This is a genomic window from Sphingomonas sp. H160509 (assembly GCF_024124765.2).
In the GTDB taxonomy this organism is placed as follows: Bacteria; Pseudomonadota; Alphaproteobacteria; order Sphingomonadales; family Sphingomonadaceae; genus Sphingomonas.
In genome coordinates this window covers 1,814,915-1,832,598 of the sequence record NZ_JAMXSR020000002.1, presented here as the reverse complement: position 1 = coordinate 1,832,598, position 17,684 = coordinate 1,814,915, and the positions used below count along the sequence as shown (strand labels likewise).

Genomic DNA, 17,684 nt, shown 5'->3' with positions numbered 1-17,684 from the left:
CGGCGAAGGATTTGTGACGTGGACGCAAAGATCGGGATAGGCGCCGACCGGGCTCGTGCGCTGGAGATCTTCGCGACGGTGATGCGCGAGGGCAGTTTCTCGGGTGCTGGGCGCGCGCTGGGGCTGACGCCATCGGCGGTGGCGCGGTCGATCGACCGGATCGAGACGCGGCTTGGCGTGCGGTTGCTGCTGCGCTCGACGCGGGCCCTGACGCCGACCGTCGAGGGGCAGGTCTATCTGCAGACCGCGCGTCGGATCCTCGCCGACCTGGACGACGCGGAACAGCAGATCGCGGATCAGGGCGCGCCGCGCGGGCGGCTGCGGATCAGCGCCGCGCTATCGCATGGGCGGTTGTGCATCGTGCCGCTGCTGGGCGAGTTCGCGCGTTCGTACCCACATATCCTGGTCGATTTCGCGCTGACCGATACGCTCGTCGATGTCGCGGGCGGGCAAGCGGACGTCGCGGTGCGCTTCGGTCCGCTGGCCGACAGCCTGCTGACCGCGCGCAAGCTGGGCGAAAGCGGGCGCGTCATCGTCGCGGCGCCCGACTATCTCGCACGGTGCGGGACGCCGATGGTCCCCGAAGACCTGCACGCGCACAATTGCCTGAACTTCAACTTCCGCCGCGTCGAACCGGTTTGGCCATTCCGCCGCGACGGGCAGGATATCGCGTTGTCGGTGAGGGGGCAATATCGAGGCGAACAACGGCGAAACGCTGGGTCAGCTCGCATGTGCGGCGGTCGGGATCGCGCGTGTCGGGGCTTTCAGCGTCGTCGACGACATCGCCGCGGGACGGCTCGTACCGATACTGGAGGACTTCAATCCAGGCGATGTCGAGCAGATCCACGCGGTGTTCGTCGGCGGCACGAACACGCCGGCGCGCGTGCGCGTGTTCGTCGACTTTCTCGTCGCCCGACTGGCCAGTTAAGCGATCGGACGGTCAGCTCTCGATCGAGAGTATGCGCGCATAGCCTTCCAGTTGCAGCGCGCGGTCTCGCGTCAGGATTGTTCCGGCAGCCGCCTCCATCGGGACGTACATCGTGCCGCTGCGGGTGGCGTAGATAGCAGTTCGCGCCCTGTCCTCGGCATCCCGGAAGGTGATCCAGGCCCTTTGCGATCGGCGCAGGGATTGCGCTGCCGGGGCAGGGAGCCGCCGCAGCAGGGCCGCGTACGCAAGGTTCATGCGCCGATCATAGTCGCGCAGCGCCTTGGTCTCGCATTCGGTCTGGCCGGCGGTGGAGGCGTTTGCTTCGCGCTCCAGGCAACGCGCCAATCTGGCGCGGGTAGGATCGGCCGACGGCATTGCGGCAAGGTGGGCGGGCGATGCCAGCAGCGTCAGGAGAAGCCATGCGCGGGTCATTGGTTCGCCTCGATGCGGGTCGATCCGCGGCAACCTGTTCGATAGAAAAATGGGCCGGTGTTACCCGACCCATTTCACCTAGTTGCTGTCGGAGTTGTTGTCGTCTTCATGGTCGACGATCAGGTACGTCACACCAGCGACGATGCCGACGCCGATGATCAGCGGAACAATGCTCACGCCCGTGAGATTGCTCGCCTTCTTCGACGACGTGCCCGCACGAACCGGCGACGCGACCGAGAGCGACTGTGCCGAATTGGCGACAGGCGCGGCGCTGGCCGCAACTGGCAGGGCAGTCATGGCGACGGCGGACGCGCCGAGAATCAATGTTTTAATCATAAGTCACTCTTCTCATGGAACAGCCGTGGCGGCTGCGGGGCACCAACGATTCCAGGCCGAGTGGGTTCCTGATGATAACATGTCCGGATCGGACAGATAATGGTGTCCTGTATCGACGCGGATTAGTTGCTCACGAGAAGGAGAATTAGACGCTCAAATCCAACTGCTTTGGCTTCAATATACTTGTAATATAGTGCGTATGTGTCGGGAGGCGTCCTAATTACCTGAATTATCTGCATAAGGTCGTCGGTCGGCTCTCCCGTGCGCATCCGCATGGAAGGTGATGGCTTCGCAGAGCGCGTGCGTCGCCAGGATGTCTGCAGCCGGGGTGGGGCGTTTCTCGCGTGCTGCCGTCAGAAAGTCCGCGCACATGGCCTCGAAGCCACGCTGACGGCCGACGGAGGTCCAGTCACCGCGCCGGTGGTGGCACTCCGTACCTGCCGAGCGCACCAGTTCCGCCATGTTCCGCACCGACTGCCGCACGCCGTTCCCGATCACGTCCAGTCGTTCCTCATCCAGTCCGCTATCCCGGTGCATTGTGCCGATGGCCGTAAAGCCGTCACCCGCCAGCATCAGCGTCACCGCCTTGAGCAGTCCATGCTCGACATGAGTCTCGATCGTGCGGCGCAGGATGGGGGGCAGGTGCTAGAAACAGCAGCGTATCGACGACATGGATGAAGTCGTCGAACACCACTTTACGCGCGGTGTCGGCCTGGCGGTGACGGTGCTTTTCCATCACGATCAAGCTCGCGCCGGTACCACGAAGCGCGGCATAGTCCGGCGCAAACCGGCGGTTGAACCCGATTGTCAGGAGGGTTTCCTGGCGTTCGGCCAGTGCCACAAGCTGTTGGGTTTCGGCGAGATTGTCGGCGAGCGGCTTGTCGACGAAGGTGGGGATACGCCGCTCCAGCAACAGTCGAACGAGCGCCGGATGCGCCCCGGTCGTGGCGTGGATGAAGGCCGCGTCGAAGGTCGCCGCCGCCAATGCATGCTCTACGCTGGCATGAAGGTGAGGCACGCGGAACGAATGTCCGGCTTCACGGAGAACCCGCTGGTCGCGCGTCGCCAGATGCAGCTCCAGTTCGGGGTTGGCCGCCAGCACCGGCAGATATCCCTTGTGAGCGATGTCGCCCAATCCCGTCACCAATACGCGCATCGCGACCTCCGAACTGTCAATTCCGGTGCGCTAGATACCGCAATCGCGCTTCGTGCCGATACGTCGCTCCCGCGTGGCTGACGATTTACGCAGGCGCCACAGAACCGACCCGGGTTTGCGACGTTGGACAGGGAAAGGAGACCTGAAATGTTGATCCTAGCACTTGCCCCTCACCCTAGCCGGCTCGTCCGATCTCGACCGCTGCCTCAACACCGGGGAGGCCGCACAGGGTATCACCCCAGCGATGGCGGCCTGTTTCGGCGCCGACTACAAGCGGGCCGATGGGCGACTGAACAGGACCTATGCCGCCACCATGAAACGGTTGCCGTCTGCGCGTCGCGCCGCATTGCGCACGTCGCAGCGCGCCTGGATCAAGCAGCGCGACGCTGCCTGCCCGCTCGATCAAGGCGACGGCGTCGGCACGATTGAACGCCTGAACCATCCCGCCTGCCTGACCAAGCAGACCGATCGGCGCACCGCGTGGCTTGCGCGCTACCGCTGATGTGGTCCCTGCCACAGCCGTTTGGAAGCGGAGCGGGGTCGGAGAGGGTCTTGAACCCGGTGAGATCCTCTATCCGGGCAATCCGGTTCTCAATGCGACGCTGTTCCAGTCGACGGCGCGCCGGGACCGGTCCGAACGGCCGGGTCAAGCCGCTAGCATGCTGATGGTGGCGCGGTTGCGGCCGTCACGCTTGGATTGATACAATGCCATGTCCGCCGCCTGGATGAGGGTCGCGCCATCCCGGTCCATGGCGTCGGACCAGGTCGCGATGCCGAACGACATGCTGGTCGAGCCCAGCGTGCGGTTGCCGTGCCGGACTGCCAGTTCCGCTATGGCGCGCCGCACGGTCTCGACGCGACCGGCAAGCGCTTCCGCGGTCGTGCCCGGCGCGATGATCGTGAACTCCTCGCCGCCGAAGCGGCAGATAACATCGCCGTCGCGGAACCGGCTGCGCATCTCCGCCGCGACCATCTGCAGCACTGAGTCGCCGGCATCGTGGCCGAACTCGTCGTTGAATCGCTTGAAATGATCGATGTCGCACATGACGAGGCTGAGCGGAGTTCCCGCGCGCGAGGATCGGGCGATCTCCAGCTTGAGCGTTTCTTCCATGTAGCGACGATTGAACAGGCTGGTGAGCGGATCGCGGATCGTCTGCTCGCGCAGCGATCGCTGCAAGCGGTGGTTGACCAGCGCGGATGCGATGTTCTCGGTCAGCACGTTCATCCGGAAGCGGTTCTCGGCTCCGATCCGGCCCTGGAGATAGAGCACGCCGATGACCTCGCCGCCCGCGAGCAGGGGGTTCGCAATGATATACCTCGTTCTCCGCGACATGCCCGCAGACGATCTCTCGGCTGGGGTCTTCGACGGAGTGGCTCTGGCCGCGACGCAGCGCCCAGCACCGCTCCGGCGCAAAGCCTTCGATCGGCACGGTGATGCCGCCCCAGCTCGCGACGGGGACAAGGCAATTGCGCGAGTTGTTGTGCGCGTACAGCGCGCCGGGGATGTCGGGGAGCACCTGCGGTACGAACACCCGAATGATCTGCGCCAATTCGTCGTCGGTGCGCGCGGCCTGCATGCGATGCGCCATGCCGCCGAGCAGTTCGATCACCTCGCCGCGTTCGCGAAGCGACTTCGTGTTCTGCTCGAGTTCGGTGTTGACGATCTGTAATTGCCGCTCGCTGGTGCCCCTGGTCTGCGACGGCACCCCTTAATCGGTCGGCCATCGCATTGTAGCCGACGGCAAGGCGGGCAAATTCGCGCGATCCCATCGCAGTATCGATGCGGGCGTCCTGTTCGCCGCTGCCTAGCGCGGTCATCGCTCGCATCATGGTCGCCAGCGGGCGGCGGATCGCCCGGACGAGCAGTGCAAAGCTGCCGACGACGACGAGGGCGACGGCGATCGCGCCGAGTATCGCCAATCTCTTGCCGCTCTCCAGCCGCTGAACCGCCGCGTCCTGCCGCGTGGACTGGAGCGCGCGTTCCTCGTCGAGAAAGCCCTGCGCGCGCACGCTGATCGCATCCATCAGTTCGCGGCCGCGGCCACTCGCGATGACCGCGACCGCGCCGGAAAAATCACCCCGGCGGGCAAGATTTAACGGTTGCAGCAAAAAGGCGGAGCGTTCCTTCATCAGCAACGCGATTTCCTTCGCCCGTGCGTGCTGAAGCGGATTGTCGTCGGTCTGTTCAACGACTCGGGCGATGGTTCGGGCAGCGCTATCCACACGTTCGGCGTACGACCGAGCATAGGCTGGATCGCGCGTGATGACGAAGCCACGCTGGCCGGATTCGGCCTCGCGCAGATCGCCCAGCGCCGCCTCGGTCGTCTCGATGATCCCGGCGGAATGCGCGGCCCAGTGAACGCTCTGGCTGGCCTGATACGACGCATCGGCGAGGAGCCCCGCCAAAGACGCCAACGCCAGGAGGACGATGAGTCCGATCGCGGTGATACGCGCTGTCAGCGATACGAACATCGCGGCATGCTTATCCCGAAGAGCTTAGCGTTTGGTTACGCTGCGAGGGACCGGCCTTGTTTCGTCCGCGGGAAAAGGGGCGTGCCTGATAAAATCTGGGCGAACGGCTTGCCTGGAAAAAGGCAAACCGCTGGAGACCGACTCTTAACGGGCTTCCGCTGTGTGTGCGGTCATCCAGTCATAGATCGAAGCTCAACCAAAGCCGCTCAACTGGTCCGCCAAAGCACGCGCGGGGTTGCCATCCCGCACCCCGCATCGGCATAGGCGCGCGTTCATTGAAGGACGACGCGATGCAGACGGACGCTGGCGGCCCCGCTTTGGGGCTGGATTTCGGCACGACCAACAGCGTCGTGGCGCTGGGGACGCGCGGCGGGACGCCCGAACTCGTGACCTTCGCCGCCCCTGCTGAGACGAGCCCGGTATTCCGTTCGGCGCTGTGCTTCTGGCAGGACGACAGCGGCAAGGGGCTCGCGTCGGATGCAGGGCCGTGGGCGATCGCGGAATATATGGAGTACCCGCTCGACAGCCGGTTCATCCAGTCGTTCAAGTCGGTCGCGGCCATGAAGACCTTCGAGCAGGCCTCGGTCTTCGACAAGCGTTATCGCTTCGAGGAGATGGGCCAGCTGTTCCTCGAAAAGCTGATTTCGCACGCCGACGGCAAGCTCGATACGCGGCCGCACCGGATCGTGGTCGGGCGGCCGGTCGAATATGCCGGCGCGCGGCCCGACGAAGCGCTCGCCCGCACGCGCTATGACGCGATGTTCAAGGGCTTCGGCGCGGAGATCCATTACGTCTACGAACCGCTCGGCGCGGCCTACAGCTATGCGACACGGTTGACCGAGCCGGCGACCATTCTGGTGGCCGATTTCGGCGGCGGTACGAGCGACTTTTCGGTGGTGCGCGTGGCCGAACCGGGGGCTGCGCGACGCTGTACGCCGCTCGGGCATGCGGGTGTCGGGATCGCGGGGGGATCGGTTCGATTACCGGATCCTCGACCGGCTGGTGCTCCCGATGCTGGGCAAGGGCGGCGCGTACAAGTCGTTCGGCAAGGAACTGGAAATTCCGCGCGCGTATTTCGCCGATTTCGCGGATTGGTCGCGCCTCGCGCTGATGCGCAACCGCAAGACGATGACCGAGTTGGAGCGGTTGCAGAAGACCGCCGTGGATCCGGATGCGATCGGGCGGATGATCGCGGTGATCGAGAACGAGCTGGGGTACCCGCTGTACGATGCGGTCGGGTCGCTCAAGCGTGCGTTGTCGAGTGGCGAGGATGCGCATTTCCACTTCGCAGGCGCGGGGCTTGAGATCGAGGCGGACGTGACGCGGGCGCAGTTCGAGGGCTGGATCGCCGACGACGTTGTGCGGATCGAGGCGGCGGTCGACCGCGCCTTGGAGGTGGCGAACGTCGGCGGCGATGAGATCGACCGGGTGTTCCTGACCGGCGGATCGTCGCTGATCCCGCGCATCCGGCGGATTTTCGTCGAGCGGTTCGGCGAGGCGGCGATCATGAGCGGTGGTGAACTGACCTCGATCGCGCATGGGCTGGCCTTGATCGGCGAGCAGGACGATATCGCGGCTTGGTCGGCATGATCCCTCGCGTACTCCTTGGAACGGCGCAGGTGCCGGGTGGGGGGTGAGCTCCGGTTGCTCCAGCGTGGTGCCGAGTTCTCGATCATGCTCGGTGCGAACGAGTTGATGAACAGCCGGCTGAGCGGATCGGAAGAGGCGCTGGCGGAGCAGGCTTGCGACCGGATCGGGGGGCGGCCGGGCGTGCGGATGCTGATCGGCGGGCTTGGGATGGGGTTTACCCTTCGCGCGGCGCTGGCTCGGCTTGGGCCTGACGCGGAGGTAGTTGTGGCGGAGATCGTGCCGGCGGTGATCGAATGGGCGCGCGGGCCTATGGCGGCGGTGCATGGCGACAGCCTGACCGATCCGCGGACCCGGATTTTCGAAGGCGATGTCGCCGCGGCGATCGGCGAGGGGCGGGTGGGATGCGATCCTGCTCGACGTCGATAACGGTCCGGACGGAATTTCGCGGCCAGGTAACGATCGGCTTTACGGAGCGCGTGGGTTGTCTCTGGCGCGGGCGGCTTTGCGGCCGGGCGGGGTGCTCGCCGTGTGGTCGTCAGCGCCGAGCAAGCCGTTCGCCACACGCCTTGCGGAAGCGGGTTTCGCAGTCGACGAAGTGATCGCGCGGGCGACGCGGAAGGGCGGCGCGCGGCACACGATCTGGTTCGCCACCAAGCCATGATCTGGCGGTGGGCCGTCTTGATCGCGCTGTCGGCGGTGATCGCGGGGCTGCTGGAGATGGTCAGGGCTGCCCGCCGGGTTGCTGCTCGGGCCGATGATCGCGGCGGTGGTGCTGGCGGTGCGTGGGTGGTCGCTGAGCGTGCCGACGTCTGCGTTTCGGGGCGCACAGGCGGCGGTCGGGACGCTGATCGCGGGGTCGATCACGACGGGGATCGTCGCGACGGTGGCGGATCACTGGCCGGTGTTCCTGATGGTCAATTTCGTCACGCTCGCAGCTAGCAGCGTGCTCGGGTATTTGCTGAGCCGGTGGCAGGTGTTGCCGGGGACCGTCGCGGTATGGGGATCGACGCCCGGCGCGGCGAGCGCGATGGTATTGATGGCGCAGGCGTATGGCGCGGACTCGCGGCTGGTCGCGGTGATGACGTACACGCGGGTCGTGAGCGTGGCGGTGGTCGCGTCGGTGCTGGCGGCGGTAATGGTCGGCGGTGGTAGCGGGCATCATGTTGCGGCCACGTGGTTTGCGGCGGTCGATCCGGTCGCCGTGCTGCGGACGATCGCGATTGCCGGTGTTGGGGCGAGCGTTGGTGTCGTGCTGAAGCTGCCGGCGGGGGCGCTGCTTGGGTCGCTGGTGGCGGGGGCGGCGCTCAACGTCACTGGCGTCGCGCAACCGGTGTTGCCGCAGTGGTTGCTGGCGATCAGCTATGCGGTGGTCGGATGGCGTATCGGGCTGTCGTTCACGCGCGACACGCTGCGGGTGGCGGGGAAGGCTATGCCGCGGATCTTGTTGTCGGTGGCGCTGCTGATCGCATTCTGCGGCGGGATCGCGGCGGCGTTGACGCGCTGGTGGGGGATCGATCCGGTTACCGCGTATCTGGCGACCAGCCCTGGCGGGATGGACTCGGTGGCGATCATCGCTGCGTCGAGCCCGGTGGATGTGCCGTTCGTGATGGCGCTTCAGGTGTTGCGGTTCCTGGGGGTGTTGCTGATCGGGCCGCCGCTCGCGAAGTTCGTGGCCACGCGGCAGGGCGGTGTGCCGCCGCCGGTTATTCCGACTTAGCGCTGCGCTTGCCGCCGGAGCGAACTCGTGATCCTCCCCCGCAAGGGGGAGGTGGCTGGCACTTGCCAGACGGAGGGGGAGGTAAGAGATAACCCCGGTTCCGTGTCCTCCCCCTCCGTCACCTTCGGTGCCACCTCCCCCTGGCGGGGGAGGATCACAAGTCACCCCTTGGTCGGGCGGTAGGCCTCGACGTCGATCTCGTGACGCTTGAGCTTATCGTAGAACGTCTTTCGCGGGATGCCGAGCGCTGCCAGTGCAGACCGCACGTCGCCACTTACCTGTTGCAGCACGGCACGGATCGTCGCTTCCTCAAATTTGTCGACGCGGGCGGGGAGGGGGATGCCGCTGTCTTCGTCGACAGGTTCGTCCGCCTCTACGCGGAGGACAAGGCGTTTGGCGAGGTTGTCGAGTTCGCGGACGTTGCCGGGCCAGTCGTGCTGGCCGAGATACGCTAGCGTGGCGGTGTCGATCGTCGGGACCTCGCGGCCGAACCGTTCTGCCGCCTGGTGGAGCAGGTGGCCGAACAGCAGCGGGATGTCGTCGCGGCGTTCCCTTAGCGGTGGGATGCGCAGGCGTACCGCGTCGAGGCGGAAGAGGAGGTCGGCGCGGAAGCGGCCTTCTTCTACCGCCTGTTCGAGGCCGGGTTTGGCGGCGGCGATCACACGCAGGTCGAGTGCGCGCGGGAGGTCGCCACCGACCGGCATCACCTCACGTTCCTCGAGCACGCGGAGCAGTTTCGCCTGGAACGCAGGCAGCGTGCTCTCGATCTCGTCGAGGAACAGCGTGCCGCGGTTCGAGGCTTCGATCCGGCCGGTGCGCGGCAGGCGGGAGTCGCCGTCGTGGCCGAACAGCTCGATCTCCGCGACCGCCTCGGGCAGCGCGGCGCAGTTGACCGCGACGAACGGACGCGAGCGGCGGTTGCTCCAGCGGTGGAGCAGGACCGCGACGAGTTCCTTGCCGGTGCCGGTCTCGCCTTCGACCAGCACGTCGATGTCGGCCTGGGCGATCTGGCGCATCGTTTCGCGGAGGCGTACCATCACCGGGGTCTCGCCGATCAGCGGTTCGGCGCCGATCGTTTCCTCGGCGGCGGCGCGGAGACGGCGGTTGTCGAGCACGAGGCGGCGCATTTCGAGCGCGCGGCGTGCCCCCCGCGATCAAATGGTCCGTCGCGAAGGGCTTGGGGATGAAGTCGAACGCGCCGTTCTTGAGCGCGGCGACCGCCATCGCGACGTCGCCGTGGCCGGTCATCAGCAGCACCGGGATCTCGTGATCGATCGCGGCGATCCGGCGGAAGAGTTCGAGGCCGTCCATCTTCGGCATGCGGATGTCGGACACCACCGCGCCGTCGAAACCGGCGGTCACGCGGGCCAGCGCGACGGTCGGATCGCGCTCGGCAATCACCGCGATGCCCGCGAGTTCGAATGATTGCTCCAGCGCACCGCGCAGGACGTCGTCGTCGTCGACCAAGAGAACTGCTTGCTCGCTCATGCCTTCACCAGGATCATACGGAATATGGCGCCTTCGGGTGCTGGGACGAGGTCGAGCGTGCCGCCGAACTCGGTCATGATGTCGCGCGCGATGCCGAGGCCGAGGCCGAGGCCGTCCTTTTGCTCGTCGCGAACGGGGTGAAGAGGTGGTCGGCGATGTCGGCCTCGATGCCGGGGCCGTTGTCGGCGACGGTCAGGACGACGTCGCGGCCTTTCCGTCCGACCGTCACGCTCACCCGGGCATCTCGTCGGTCGGCGACCGCGTCGAGGGCGTTCTGGAGGAGATTGACCAGCACCTGCTCCAGGCGGACGCGGCCGGCGATCACCGTCAGTCGCGCCTCGGGACCGTTCGGCAGGTCCAGCGTCACGCCCTTGGCGCGGAAGCGGTCGCCGATCAGCAGGCGGACGCCGTCGATCGCTTCGTCGAGCGCGACGGGGCCGATCGAGCCTGCGCCGCGCCGGGCATAGCGCCTGAGCCCGGCGGTGATCGTGCCGATCCGGCTGGTGAGGTCGACGATCGACTGGAGATTGTTTGCCGCGCGCGCCGGTTCGCCGCGGTCGAGGAACGCCGCGGCATTGTCGGCGAAGGTGCGGATTGCGGCGACGGGCTGGTTGATCTCGTGCGCGACGCTGGCGGTGATCGTGCCGATCGAGCCGACGCGGTTGGCGTGCGCCAGCTCCTCGCGGGCCTGGCGGAACCGCTGGTCGGACGCCTCGCGCTGCTCGACCTCGATCTGGAGGCGGTCGGCGGTGGCGCGGAGCTCGGCGGTGCGGCGTGCGACCTCCGCCTCCAGTTCCGCGCGCGCGCCGACGTTGCGCTTGCGCCGCTCGTACAGCCACCACGCGCCGAGCATCGTCGCGATCGTCAGCATCGCGGCGATCGCGGTCGCCCAGCGCGTGCGCGCAGCGGCGGTGCGCAGGGCAGCGTCGAGCGGCTCCATATGGACCAGCCGCCAGCCCGAGATCGGTACCGGAAGCGACACCGTGATCGCAGGCGATCCGTCGGGCAGCCGTGACACCCCATCGGCGAGTGTCAGTGGAGCGGGGGGCCAGTGGTGACGTCCCGAACTGCCGCGTCTCGACCAGCTCGGCGCGGCGTGAAGGCGAGAGCGGGCGGGTGGCCCGAAATTCGAGCGTCGGATCGCTGGAGATCAGGATTACGCCGTCGGGATCGATGACGAAGGTCGCCATCCGGTCCTGGATCCAGGCGCGTGCGATCTTCTCGAACTCGACCTTGACCACGACCACGCCGAGCGGTCGACCCGCGCGGTCGATCCGTCGTGACAGGTACAGGCCCGGCCGCCCGCTGACGCTGCCGAGCGCAAAGAACTCGGTTGCGCCCGACGCCATCGCCTTGGTGAAATAGTCGCGGAAGCGGTAGTCGTGGCCAAGGAAGCTGTCGGGGCGCCCGGCGTTCGAAGCGGCGATCGCCATGCCCTGCGTGTCGAGTGCGTAGATCACCGGGGCGCCGGTGCGTTCGGCCAGCAGCGCGAGCTTGGTGTTGAGCGCCGGGTCGACCTTGCCCGACGCGAGTGCCGCGCGAACATCGGGGTATTCGCCGAGCATGATCGGCAACAGGCGATAGGTCTGCAACTCGGCTTCGAGCAGGCGAAGGTTGCTCCGCGTCTGCTGGACCGCACGCATTTGCACGCCTGCGCGCGCGTCTTGAGCGGCGCGCTGGCCGTAGATCGAGGCGACTCCCGCGACGATCGTGCCAAGCGCCGCGAACGCCATCAGCACCGTCAACGCCGTGATGAAAAGGGGAGATCGGAGTCGGATCATTTTGTGCGGATTATCACACACGCAGCCGTCACGCTATTACTGAAACACGACATTTTCCACACGTCAGAATAATCGGTATGCCAATAAATGGCTTAAAACCAACGTTTTGCGGGCTTGTGAACCCACTCTTGTAGTCCCCGGTCCGGCCCGGCATTACCGTCGCACACAACGTCCCGCGTGAGTGGACGAGAATACCAGGAGGCGATGTTGACCCTACCCACCCAGACATATGGCGTCGCGGAAACGCCCGCGCGGAAGCGCTGGAGCGGCCAGCTCTATATCCAGGTGCTGATCGCGATCGCGCTCGGCGCGGCGCTCGGGCATTTCTATCCGACGTACGGCGCGGCGCTGAAGCCGCTCGGCGATGCGTTCATCAAGCTGGTGAAGATGATCATCGCACCGGTGATCTTCCTGACGCTCGTTACCGGCATCGCGGGCATGAAGGAGCTCGGTTCGGTCGGCCGCGTCGCGGGCAAGGCGTTCGCCTACTTCCTTTTCTTCTCGACGCTGGCGCTGATCGTCGGGCTCATCGTCGCCAACGTCGTCCAGCCGGGCGCGGGGATGAACATCGACGCCGCCACGCTCGATACCAAGGGCATCGCGGATTACACCGTGAAGGCGCACGAGACGACGATCACCGGGTTTCTGATGAGCATCATCCCGGACACGATGGTCAGCGCGTTCACCGAGGGCAATATCCTCCAGATCCTGCTCGTCGCGATCCTGTTCGGCATCTCGCTCAGCCTGGTCGGCGAGCCTGCCAAGCCGGTGCTGAACTTCCTCGAGCGCCTCAGCCTGATCGTCTTCAAGCTGGTCGGCATCCTGATGCGCGCAGCCCCGCTCGGCGCATTCGGTGCGATCGCGTTCACGATCGGCAAATACGGGATCGGCAGCCTTGCCAATCTCGGTGCCTTGGTCGCGACGTTCTATCTTACCGCGGCGCTGTTCGTGGTCGTCATTCTCGGCACCGTCGCTCGCCTGACCGGCTTCTCGATCTTCAAGCTGATCAAGTATCTGAAGGCCGAGCTGCTGTTGGTGCTCGGGACGTCGTCCTCGGAAGCCGCGCTGCCGAACCTGATCCAGAAGATGGAGGCGGCCGGCTGCGAGAAGTCGGTCGTCGGGCTGGTCGTGCCGACCGGTTATTCGTTCAACCTCGACGGCACCAACATCTACATGACGCTGGCGGCGCTGTTCATCGCGCAGGCGACCAACACGCACCTGACGCTCGGGCAGGAACTGCTGCTGCTGGTCGTCGCGATGATCTCTTCGAAGGGTGCGGCGGGCGTCACCGGCGCGGGCTTCATCACCCTGGCCGCGACGCTGTCGATCGTGCCGACGGTGCCGATCGCGGGCATGGCGCTGATCCTCGGCGTCGACCGCTTCATGAGCGAGTGCCGCAGCCTCACCAACTTCATCGGCAACGCGGTAGCGACGATCGTCGTCGCCCGCTGGGAAGGCGGTCTCGACCGCGACAAGCTTGATGCCGCCTTGTCGGGCAAGCTTCCCGAGTTCGTGCCGGCGGCGATCCCCGCCGCTGCTACCGCCCACTGACGCGTACGGGGCCGGTTCGCCGGTCCCGCGTCCTGTACCGGATATTTGCTTATGACCTCGATGACGATCCGCCGCATGGCGTATGCGGCCGGCTTTGCCGCGTCCGCACTTTCCACCCTGGCCTTTTCGAGCGCGGCGATGGCGCAGGCCGAAGCGCCGCCCTCGCGACAGGCGAATGCCGGCGCCAAGGACGTGTCGAGCACCGCCGAAGCCTCGCCGATCGCCGAGAGCTATCCCAATGCCGCGATCGGCGACGGCGTGACGGCGGGTGGTTACAACCAGTCGCGCTGGGCGGAGGACTGGTCGAAGCTGCGCGACCCGAAGAAGCGCAAGGACATCGTCGACCAGTTGAAGTTCATCTCGATCGCCGGTGACGGTGACGTCTATCTGACGCTGTCAGGCGAGGGCGCGGTTGCGCGTCAACCAGACCACCAACCCCAATCTGCGCGATACCGAGGCACAGCGGCAGGACATTCTCCGCCTGTTCGGTGGTGCCGACCTGCATGTCGGTGAGCATCTCCGCTTCTACGGCGAACTCGCGCACGGCACGCTGGAGGGTCAGAATCTCGGAACCGCGCTGCCCAACCTGCGCAACAAGCTGGCCGTGCAGCAGGCGTTCGTCGATCTGACCGGGACGGTCGCCGATGTCGATGTCGGCGTGCGCTATGGCCGCCAGACGTTCGCCGACGGCCCGAACCTGCTGGTCGTGCCGCGCGACAACAACACGTTGTTCTTTGGTTTCAACGGCTTCCGCGCCTGGGCGCGCACCGCCGGCATCCGCGCCGACGTGTTCGACTTCAAGCCGACCGCGTATGGCAATGGCGGTACACAGGATGACAATGCGGAGAGCGCGCGGCGCTTCTCGGGCATCTCGACGGGCATCGTCGTGCCGGAGACGCTGTTCGGGGGTTCGAAGCTGTACGTCGATCCGTTCCTCTGGCGCCTGCGCAATCGTTCGGCGGTTTGGGGCACGGAAAATGCGCGTGAAGTCCGCAATTTCTATGGCCTGCACGTCTGGGGCGATGCGGGGCCGGTCAATCTCGACTGGACGATCAATTACCAGGGCGGTTCGTACGACAATCGCTCGATCAAGGCGTGGCTGATCCTGCTGGCGCAGACCTACAAGCTCGGCGAGGGCAAGTCCGCGCCGCGCGTCGGTTTCCACGCGGACTATGCGAGCGGCGGCGGCGCGTACGGTAACGGCACGCTGCGCAACTCGTTGGCGCCGTTCGGCAACAACATCTATTACAGCTATCAGCTGTTCGCGACGCCAACCAACCTGGTCGCGCTGGCGCCGAACGTGACGTTCAGCGTGTTCGACAAGCTGCGGCTGACCGCGGAATATCAGCGCTCGTGGCGCGATACGACGAGCGATGCGGTGTACCGCGCGAACGGCTCGGCGTTTGCCGGCACGCAGAATTTCGGGGGCAAGAAGATCGCCGATACGCTCCGGTTCCAGGCGGTGTATCCGTTCACCTCGCGGCTGTCGTTCACCGGGCGCTACGAGCATCTGATCGCGGGGCCTGCGCTGACGAATGCGGGGTACAAGAACTCCGACTTCCTCGCCGGCTGGATCAGCTACCGGTTCTGATTCTGCTCCCCTTCCTGGAAGGGAGGGGGCTGGGGGTGGGTCGGCTTCCGCATACGCACGCGCTCGGCCCAAGCTGGCCGACCCACCCCCGACCCCTCCCCTTTCAGGGAAGGGGGAAGAAGTTGGATACCGTCCAGATTAACCTGCGTCGTTCGACACTGCGTTTTCTTCGTTTCGGACCATACCGGTCCTTCAATTCCGCGATTGACTGTGGCACACGGGCTCGAACATCAGGAGTCACATGGTCATGGATCTCAGCTTCACGCCCGAGGAAGAAGCCTTTCGCGAGGAAGTCCGCGCGTTCTTTCGCGACAAACTCCCAGCGCGTCTTTCTACGCTGGTCCGCGAAGGCAAGCGGCTGCGCAAATCGGACATGGAGGAGTGGCATGCGATCCTCAACGAACGCGGTTGGCTGGCGAACCACTGGCCCGAGGAATGGGGCGGTCCCGGCTGGAGCGTGATCCAGCGGTTCATCTTCGACAATGAATCCGCGCTCGCGCATGCGCCCCGCGTCGTGCCGTTCGGCGTCAACATGCTCGGCCCGGTGCTGATCAAATACGGCTCCGAAGAGCAGAAGAAGCAGTGGCTGCCGCGGATCCTCGACGGCTCCGACTGGTGGTGCCAGGGGGTATTCCGAGCCGGGCGCCGGCTCCGATCTCGCGGGCCTGAAGACGACTGCCGTCCGGAAGGGCGACGTCTATGTCGTCAACGGCCAGAAGACGTGGACGACGCTCGGCCAGCATGCCGACATGATCTTCTGCCTCGTCCGCACCGACGCGACGGCTAAGAAGCAGGAGGGCATCTCGTTCCTGCTCATCGACATGAAGTCGCCCGGCATCGAAGTCCGCCCGATCACGCTGATCGACGGCGAGCAGGAGGTGAACGAGGTGTTCTTCACCGACGTCGAAGTGCCGGTGGCGAACCTTGTTGGCGAAGAGAATATGGGCTGGACTTACGCCAAGTACCTGCTGACCTATGAGCGTACCAACATCGCCGGCGTCGGCTTCTCGATCGCGTCGTTCGAGCGGCTGAAGGAAGTCGCGCAGATGCAGAAGAAAGGCGGGCGCTCGCTGGCGGACGATCCGCTGTTCGCGGCTAGGATGGCGCGGGTCGAGATCGACCTGGCCAACATGCAGACGACCAACCTGCGCGTGCTCGCGGCGGTCGCGGGTGGCGGTGCGCCGGGCGCGGAGAGTTCGATGCTCAAGATCAAGGGCACCGAGATCCGCCAGGAGATAACCTCGCTCACCCGTCGTGCGTACGGCTCCTACGCGGCGCCCTACATACCCGAAGCTCTGGAGGCCGGGTGGAACGGCGAGGATGTCGGGCCGGAGGATGCGGCAATGGCGGCGCCGAGCTATTTCAACAACCGCAAATTGTCGATCTTCGGCGGGTCGAACGAGATCCAGAAGAACATCATCTCCAAAGCCATCCTGGGTCTGTGATACCATGAACTTCGAACACACCGACGACCGCCGCATGCTGGCCGACACGCTCGTGCGGGCGTTGCGCGACGGGTATCCGATCGAGACGCGCAACGCGGGCGCGTATGGCGAGGCGGGGTATGACCCGGCGGTCTGGCAGCAGTTGACCGAGCTTGGCATCGTGTCCGCGCTGTTCGACGAGGCGGCGGGCGGCTTCGGCGGCAGCGGGTTCGACATCATGGTGGTGTTCGAGGCGCTCGGCCGCGCGCTGGTGGTTGAGCCGTTCCTGGGCGCGCTGATGGCCGGGCGTGCGCTGGCCAAGGCTGGCGGGCATGACGAAACGCTCGCCGGAATCGTGTCCGGCGAGACGATCGCCGCGTTCGCGCATGATGACGGCGCGACGCCGGTGACCGTGACGGAGAGCGGCGATGGTTGGACGCTCAATGGGACGAAGGCTGTCGTTTCGCAGGCCGGTGCGGCATCGGTGTTCGTCGTGACCGTCGAGCAGGACGGTGATCCGCTCGTGTTCCTCGTGTCGGCGGATACGGCGGGGGTATCGGTCCGCAGCTTCAACGTCGTCGAAGGCGGCGCGGCCGGTGATGTGACGTTCGAGAACGTTACTGTCGGCGCGGATGCGCGCGTTGGTGGCGAAGGGCAGGGGCAGGCGATCGTCGATGCGGCGGTCGGGGCGGGGTTGCTCGCGCTGTCGGCCGAAGCGGTCGGCGCGATGGAGTTCGTCAAGGAGGCGACGCTCGGCTACCTCCGCGACCGGAAACAGTTCGGCGTGCCGATCGGCAAGTTCCAGGCGCTCCAGCACCGGATGGCGACGGTTCTCTTGGAGATCGAGCAGGCGCACTCGGCGGTGATCAATGCGGCGTCGGCGTTCGACGGCGACGATGCGAAGGCGCGCGACCGGGCTCTGGCTGCGGCGAAGTATACGATCGGGCGGACCGGCGCACTGGTCGCGGAGGAGACGATCCAGCTTCACGGCGGCATCGGCATGACGTGGGAATATGCGGTGTCGCACTACGCCAAGCGGCTGGTGATGATCGACCACCAGTTGGGCGATGAGGATTATCACCTGCAGCGTTACATCGCTCTGGGTTGAGCCGTGTCGGTTGGCTGGCTGGAGCAGACCAAGCCAGCCCGCCTACAACGCGTTCCCCTCCCTGGAAGGGAGGGGGCTAGGGTGGTAGGCTGCTTGGGATGCTCAACGCC

The 17,684-nt window shown here is 65.9% G+C and carries 14 protein-coding genes and 6 pseudogenes; 10 read left to right on the top strand and 10 right to left on the bottom strand.

The window, feature by feature from the left end:
* Positions 1 to 18 precede the first annotated feature (18 nt).
* A pseudogene (locus NHF48_RS10615) lies at positions 19 to 928 on the top strand (LysR family transcriptional regulator).
* Positions 929 to 940: 12 nt separating this feature from the next.
* Here NHF48_RS10615 and NHF48_RS10610 read toward each other — a convergent pair.
* The 4 genes from NHF48_RS10610 to NHF48_RS10595 form a co-directional block, all read right to left on the bottom strand.
* Entirely contained in the window at positions 941 to 1,303 is a 363-nt protein-coding gene (locus NHF48_RS10610; protein ID WP_342454741.1) for a lysozyme inhibitor LprI family protein, read from the bottom strand.
* A 135-nt stretch (positions 1,304 to 1,438) separates the two neighbouring features.
* Positions 1,439 to 1,657: a hypothetical protein gene (locus tag NHF48_RS10605; protein WP_120301177.1), complete on the bottom strand. Its 219-nt coding sequence runs from the start codon at positions 1,655 to 1,657 to the stop codon at positions 1,439 to 1,441.
* A 255-nt stretch (positions 1,658 to 1,912) separates the two neighbouring features.
* Positions 1,913 to 2,278, bottom strand: coding sequence for a hypothetical protein (locus NHF48_RS10600; protein WP_253071082.1), 366 nt, complete (start codon positions 2,276 to 2,278; stop codon positions 1,913 to 1,915).
* Complete coding sequence (locus NHF48_RS10595) at positions 2,256 to 2,852, bottom strand: Gfo/Idh/MocA family protein (RefSeq protein WP_253071081.1); 597 nt, start codon at positions 2,850 to 2,852, stop codon at positions 2,256 to 2,258. Before NHF48_RS10595 ends, NHF48_RS10600 begins: the two co-directional genes overlap by 23 nt.
* Positions 2,853 to 3,015: 163 nt before the next feature.
* Between NHF48_RS10595 and NHF48_RS10590 the strand changes: the two genes are divergently transcribed.
* Complete coding sequence (locus NHF48_RS10590; RefSeq protein WP_253071080.1) at positions 3,016 to 3,354, top strand: lysozyme inhibitor LprI family protein; 339 nt, start codon at positions 3,016 to 3,018, stop codon at positions 3,352 to 3,354.
* Positions 3,355 to 3,498: 144 nt separating this feature from the next.
* Here the strand turns inward: NHF48_RS10590 and NHF48_RS24985 are convergent, their stop codons facing one another.
* On the bottom strand, positions 3,499 to 4,122 hold the full coding sequence (locus NHF48_RS24985) for a GGDEF domain-containing protein (protein ID WP_342454626.1): 624 nt from the start codon (positions 4,120 to 4,122) through the stop codon (positions 3,499 to 3,501).
* Entirely contained in the window at positions 4,074 to 5,324 is a 1,251-nt protein-coding gene (locus NHF48_RS10585; RefSeq protein ID WP_342454625.1) for a CHASE3 domain-containing protein, read from the bottom strand. The genes NHF48_RS24985 and NHF48_RS10585 overlap by 49 nt, the downstream gene beginning before the upstream one ends.
* A gap of 290 nt (positions 5,325 to 5,614) precedes the next feature.
* Here NHF48_RS10585 and NHF48_RS10580 point away from each other — a divergent pair.
* From NHF48_RS10580 to NHF48_RS10570, 3 genes and pseudogenes are all read left to right on the top strand, one after another.
* Positions 5,615 to 6,914, top strand: a pseudogene (locus NHF48_RS10580) (Hsp70 family protein).
* A pseudogene (locus NHF48_RS10575) lies at positions 6,911 to 7,575 on the top strand (spermidine synthase). The pseudogenes NHF48_RS10580 and NHF48_RS10575 overlap by 4 nt, the downstream one beginning before the upstream one ends.
* A 66-nt stretch (positions 7,576 to 7,641) precedes the next feature.
* Positions 7,642 to 8,631: an AbrB family transcriptional regulator gene (locus NHF48_RS10570; protein WP_263817030.1), complete on the top strand. Its 990-nt coding sequence runs from the start codon at positions 7,642 to 7,644 to the stop codon at positions 8,629 to 8,631.
* 161 nt (positions 8,632 to 8,792) lie between these two features.
* Here NHF48_RS10570 and NHF48_RS10565 read toward each other — a convergent pair whose 3' ends face one another.
* The 4 genes and pseudogenes from NHF48_RS10565 to NHF48_RS25940 all read right to left on the bottom strand — a co-directional run.
* Positions 8,793 to 9,758, bottom strand: a complete 966-nt coding sequence (locus NHF48_RS10565; protein ID WP_342454624.1) for a sigma-54 dependent transcriptional regulator — start codon at positions 9,756 to 9,758, stop codon at positions 8,793 to 8,795.
* A gap of 82 nt (positions 9,759 to 9,840) precedes the next feature.
* Positions 9,841 to 10,119: pseudogene (locus tag NHF48_RS24980) on the bottom strand (response regulator); the annotation flags it as partial.
* A gap of 73 nt (positions 10,120 to 10,192) precedes the next feature.
* Entirely contained in the window at positions 10,193 to 11,137 is a 945-nt protein-coding gene (locus NHF48_RS10560; protein ID WP_253071078.1) for a sensor histidine kinase, read from the bottom strand.
* Between the two features lie 184 nt (positions 11,138 to 11,321).
* Positions 11,322 to 11,684, bottom strand: a pseudogene (locus NHF48_RS25940) (sensor histidine kinase); the annotation flags it as partial.
* Between the two features lie 423 nt (positions 11,685 to 12,107).
* On the opposite strand from NHF48_RS25940, the gene NHF48_RS10545 reads away from it, so the two are divergent.
* From NHF48_RS10545 to NHF48_RS10525, 5 genes and pseudogenes are all read left to right on the top strand, one after another.
* A complete protein-coding gene (locus NHF48_RS10545) occupies positions 12,108 to 13,451 on the top strand; it encodes a dicarboxylate/amino acid:cation symporter (protein WP_263816838.1) in 1,344 nt (447 codons plus the stop codon).
* Positions 13,452 to 13,502: 51 nt separating this feature from the next.
* A complete protein-coding gene (locus NHF48_RS10540; RefSeq protein WP_253071075.1) occupies positions 13,503 to 13,964 on the top strand; it encodes a hypothetical protein in 462 nt (153 codons plus the stop codon).
* Entirely contained in the window at positions 13,864 to 15,042 is a 1,179-nt protein-coding gene (locus tag NHF48_RS10535) for an alginate export family protein (protein ID WP_253071074.1), read from the top strand. The genes NHF48_RS10540 and NHF48_RS10535 overlap by 101 nt, the downstream gene beginning before the upstream one ends.
* A gap of 247 nt (positions 15,043 to 15,289) precedes the next feature.
* Positions 15,290 to 16,487, top strand: a pseudogene (locus NHF48_RS10530) (acyl-CoA dehydrogenase family protein).
* 4 nt (positions 16,488 to 16,491) lie between these two features.
* Complete coding sequence (locus tag NHF48_RS10525; protein WP_253071073.1) at positions 16,492 to 17,574, top strand: acyl-CoA dehydrogenase family protein; 1,083 nt, start codon at positions 16,492 to 16,494, stop codon at positions 17,572 to 17,574.
* Positions 17,575 to 17,684: the final 110 nt, after the last annotated feature.

Bases quoted from the DNA above. Each gene is read 5' to 3' on its own strand.
- NHF48_RS10595 (WP_253071081.1), bottom strand. From the start codon at position 2,852: ATGCGCGTATTGGTGACGGGATTGGGCGACATCGCTCACAAGGGATAT.
- NHF48_RS10605 (WP_120301177.1), bottom strand. From the start codon at position 1,657: ATGACTGCCCTGCCAGTTGCGGCCAGCGCCGCGCCTGTCGCCAATTCG.
- NHF48_RS10610 (WP_342454741.1), bottom strand. From the start codon at position 1,303: ATGCCGTCGGCCGATCCTACCCGCGCCAGATTGGCGCGTTGCCTGGAG.
- NHF48_RS10525 (WP_253071073.1), top strand. From the start codon at position 16,492: ATGAACTTCGAACACACCGACGACCGCCGCATGCTGGCCGACACGCTC.
- NHF48_RS10565 (WP_342454624.1), bottom strand. From the start codon at position 9,758: ATGCGCCGCCTCGTGCTCGACAACCGCCGTCTCCGCGCCGCCGCCGAG.
- NHF48_RS10585 (WP_342454625.1), bottom strand. From the start codon at position 5,324: ATGTTCGTATCGCTGACAGCGCGTATCACCGCGATCGGACTCATCGTC.
- NHF48_RS10540 (WP_253071075.1), top strand. From the start codon at position 13,503: ATGACCTCGATGACGATCCGCCGCATGGCGTATGCGGCCGGCTTTGCC.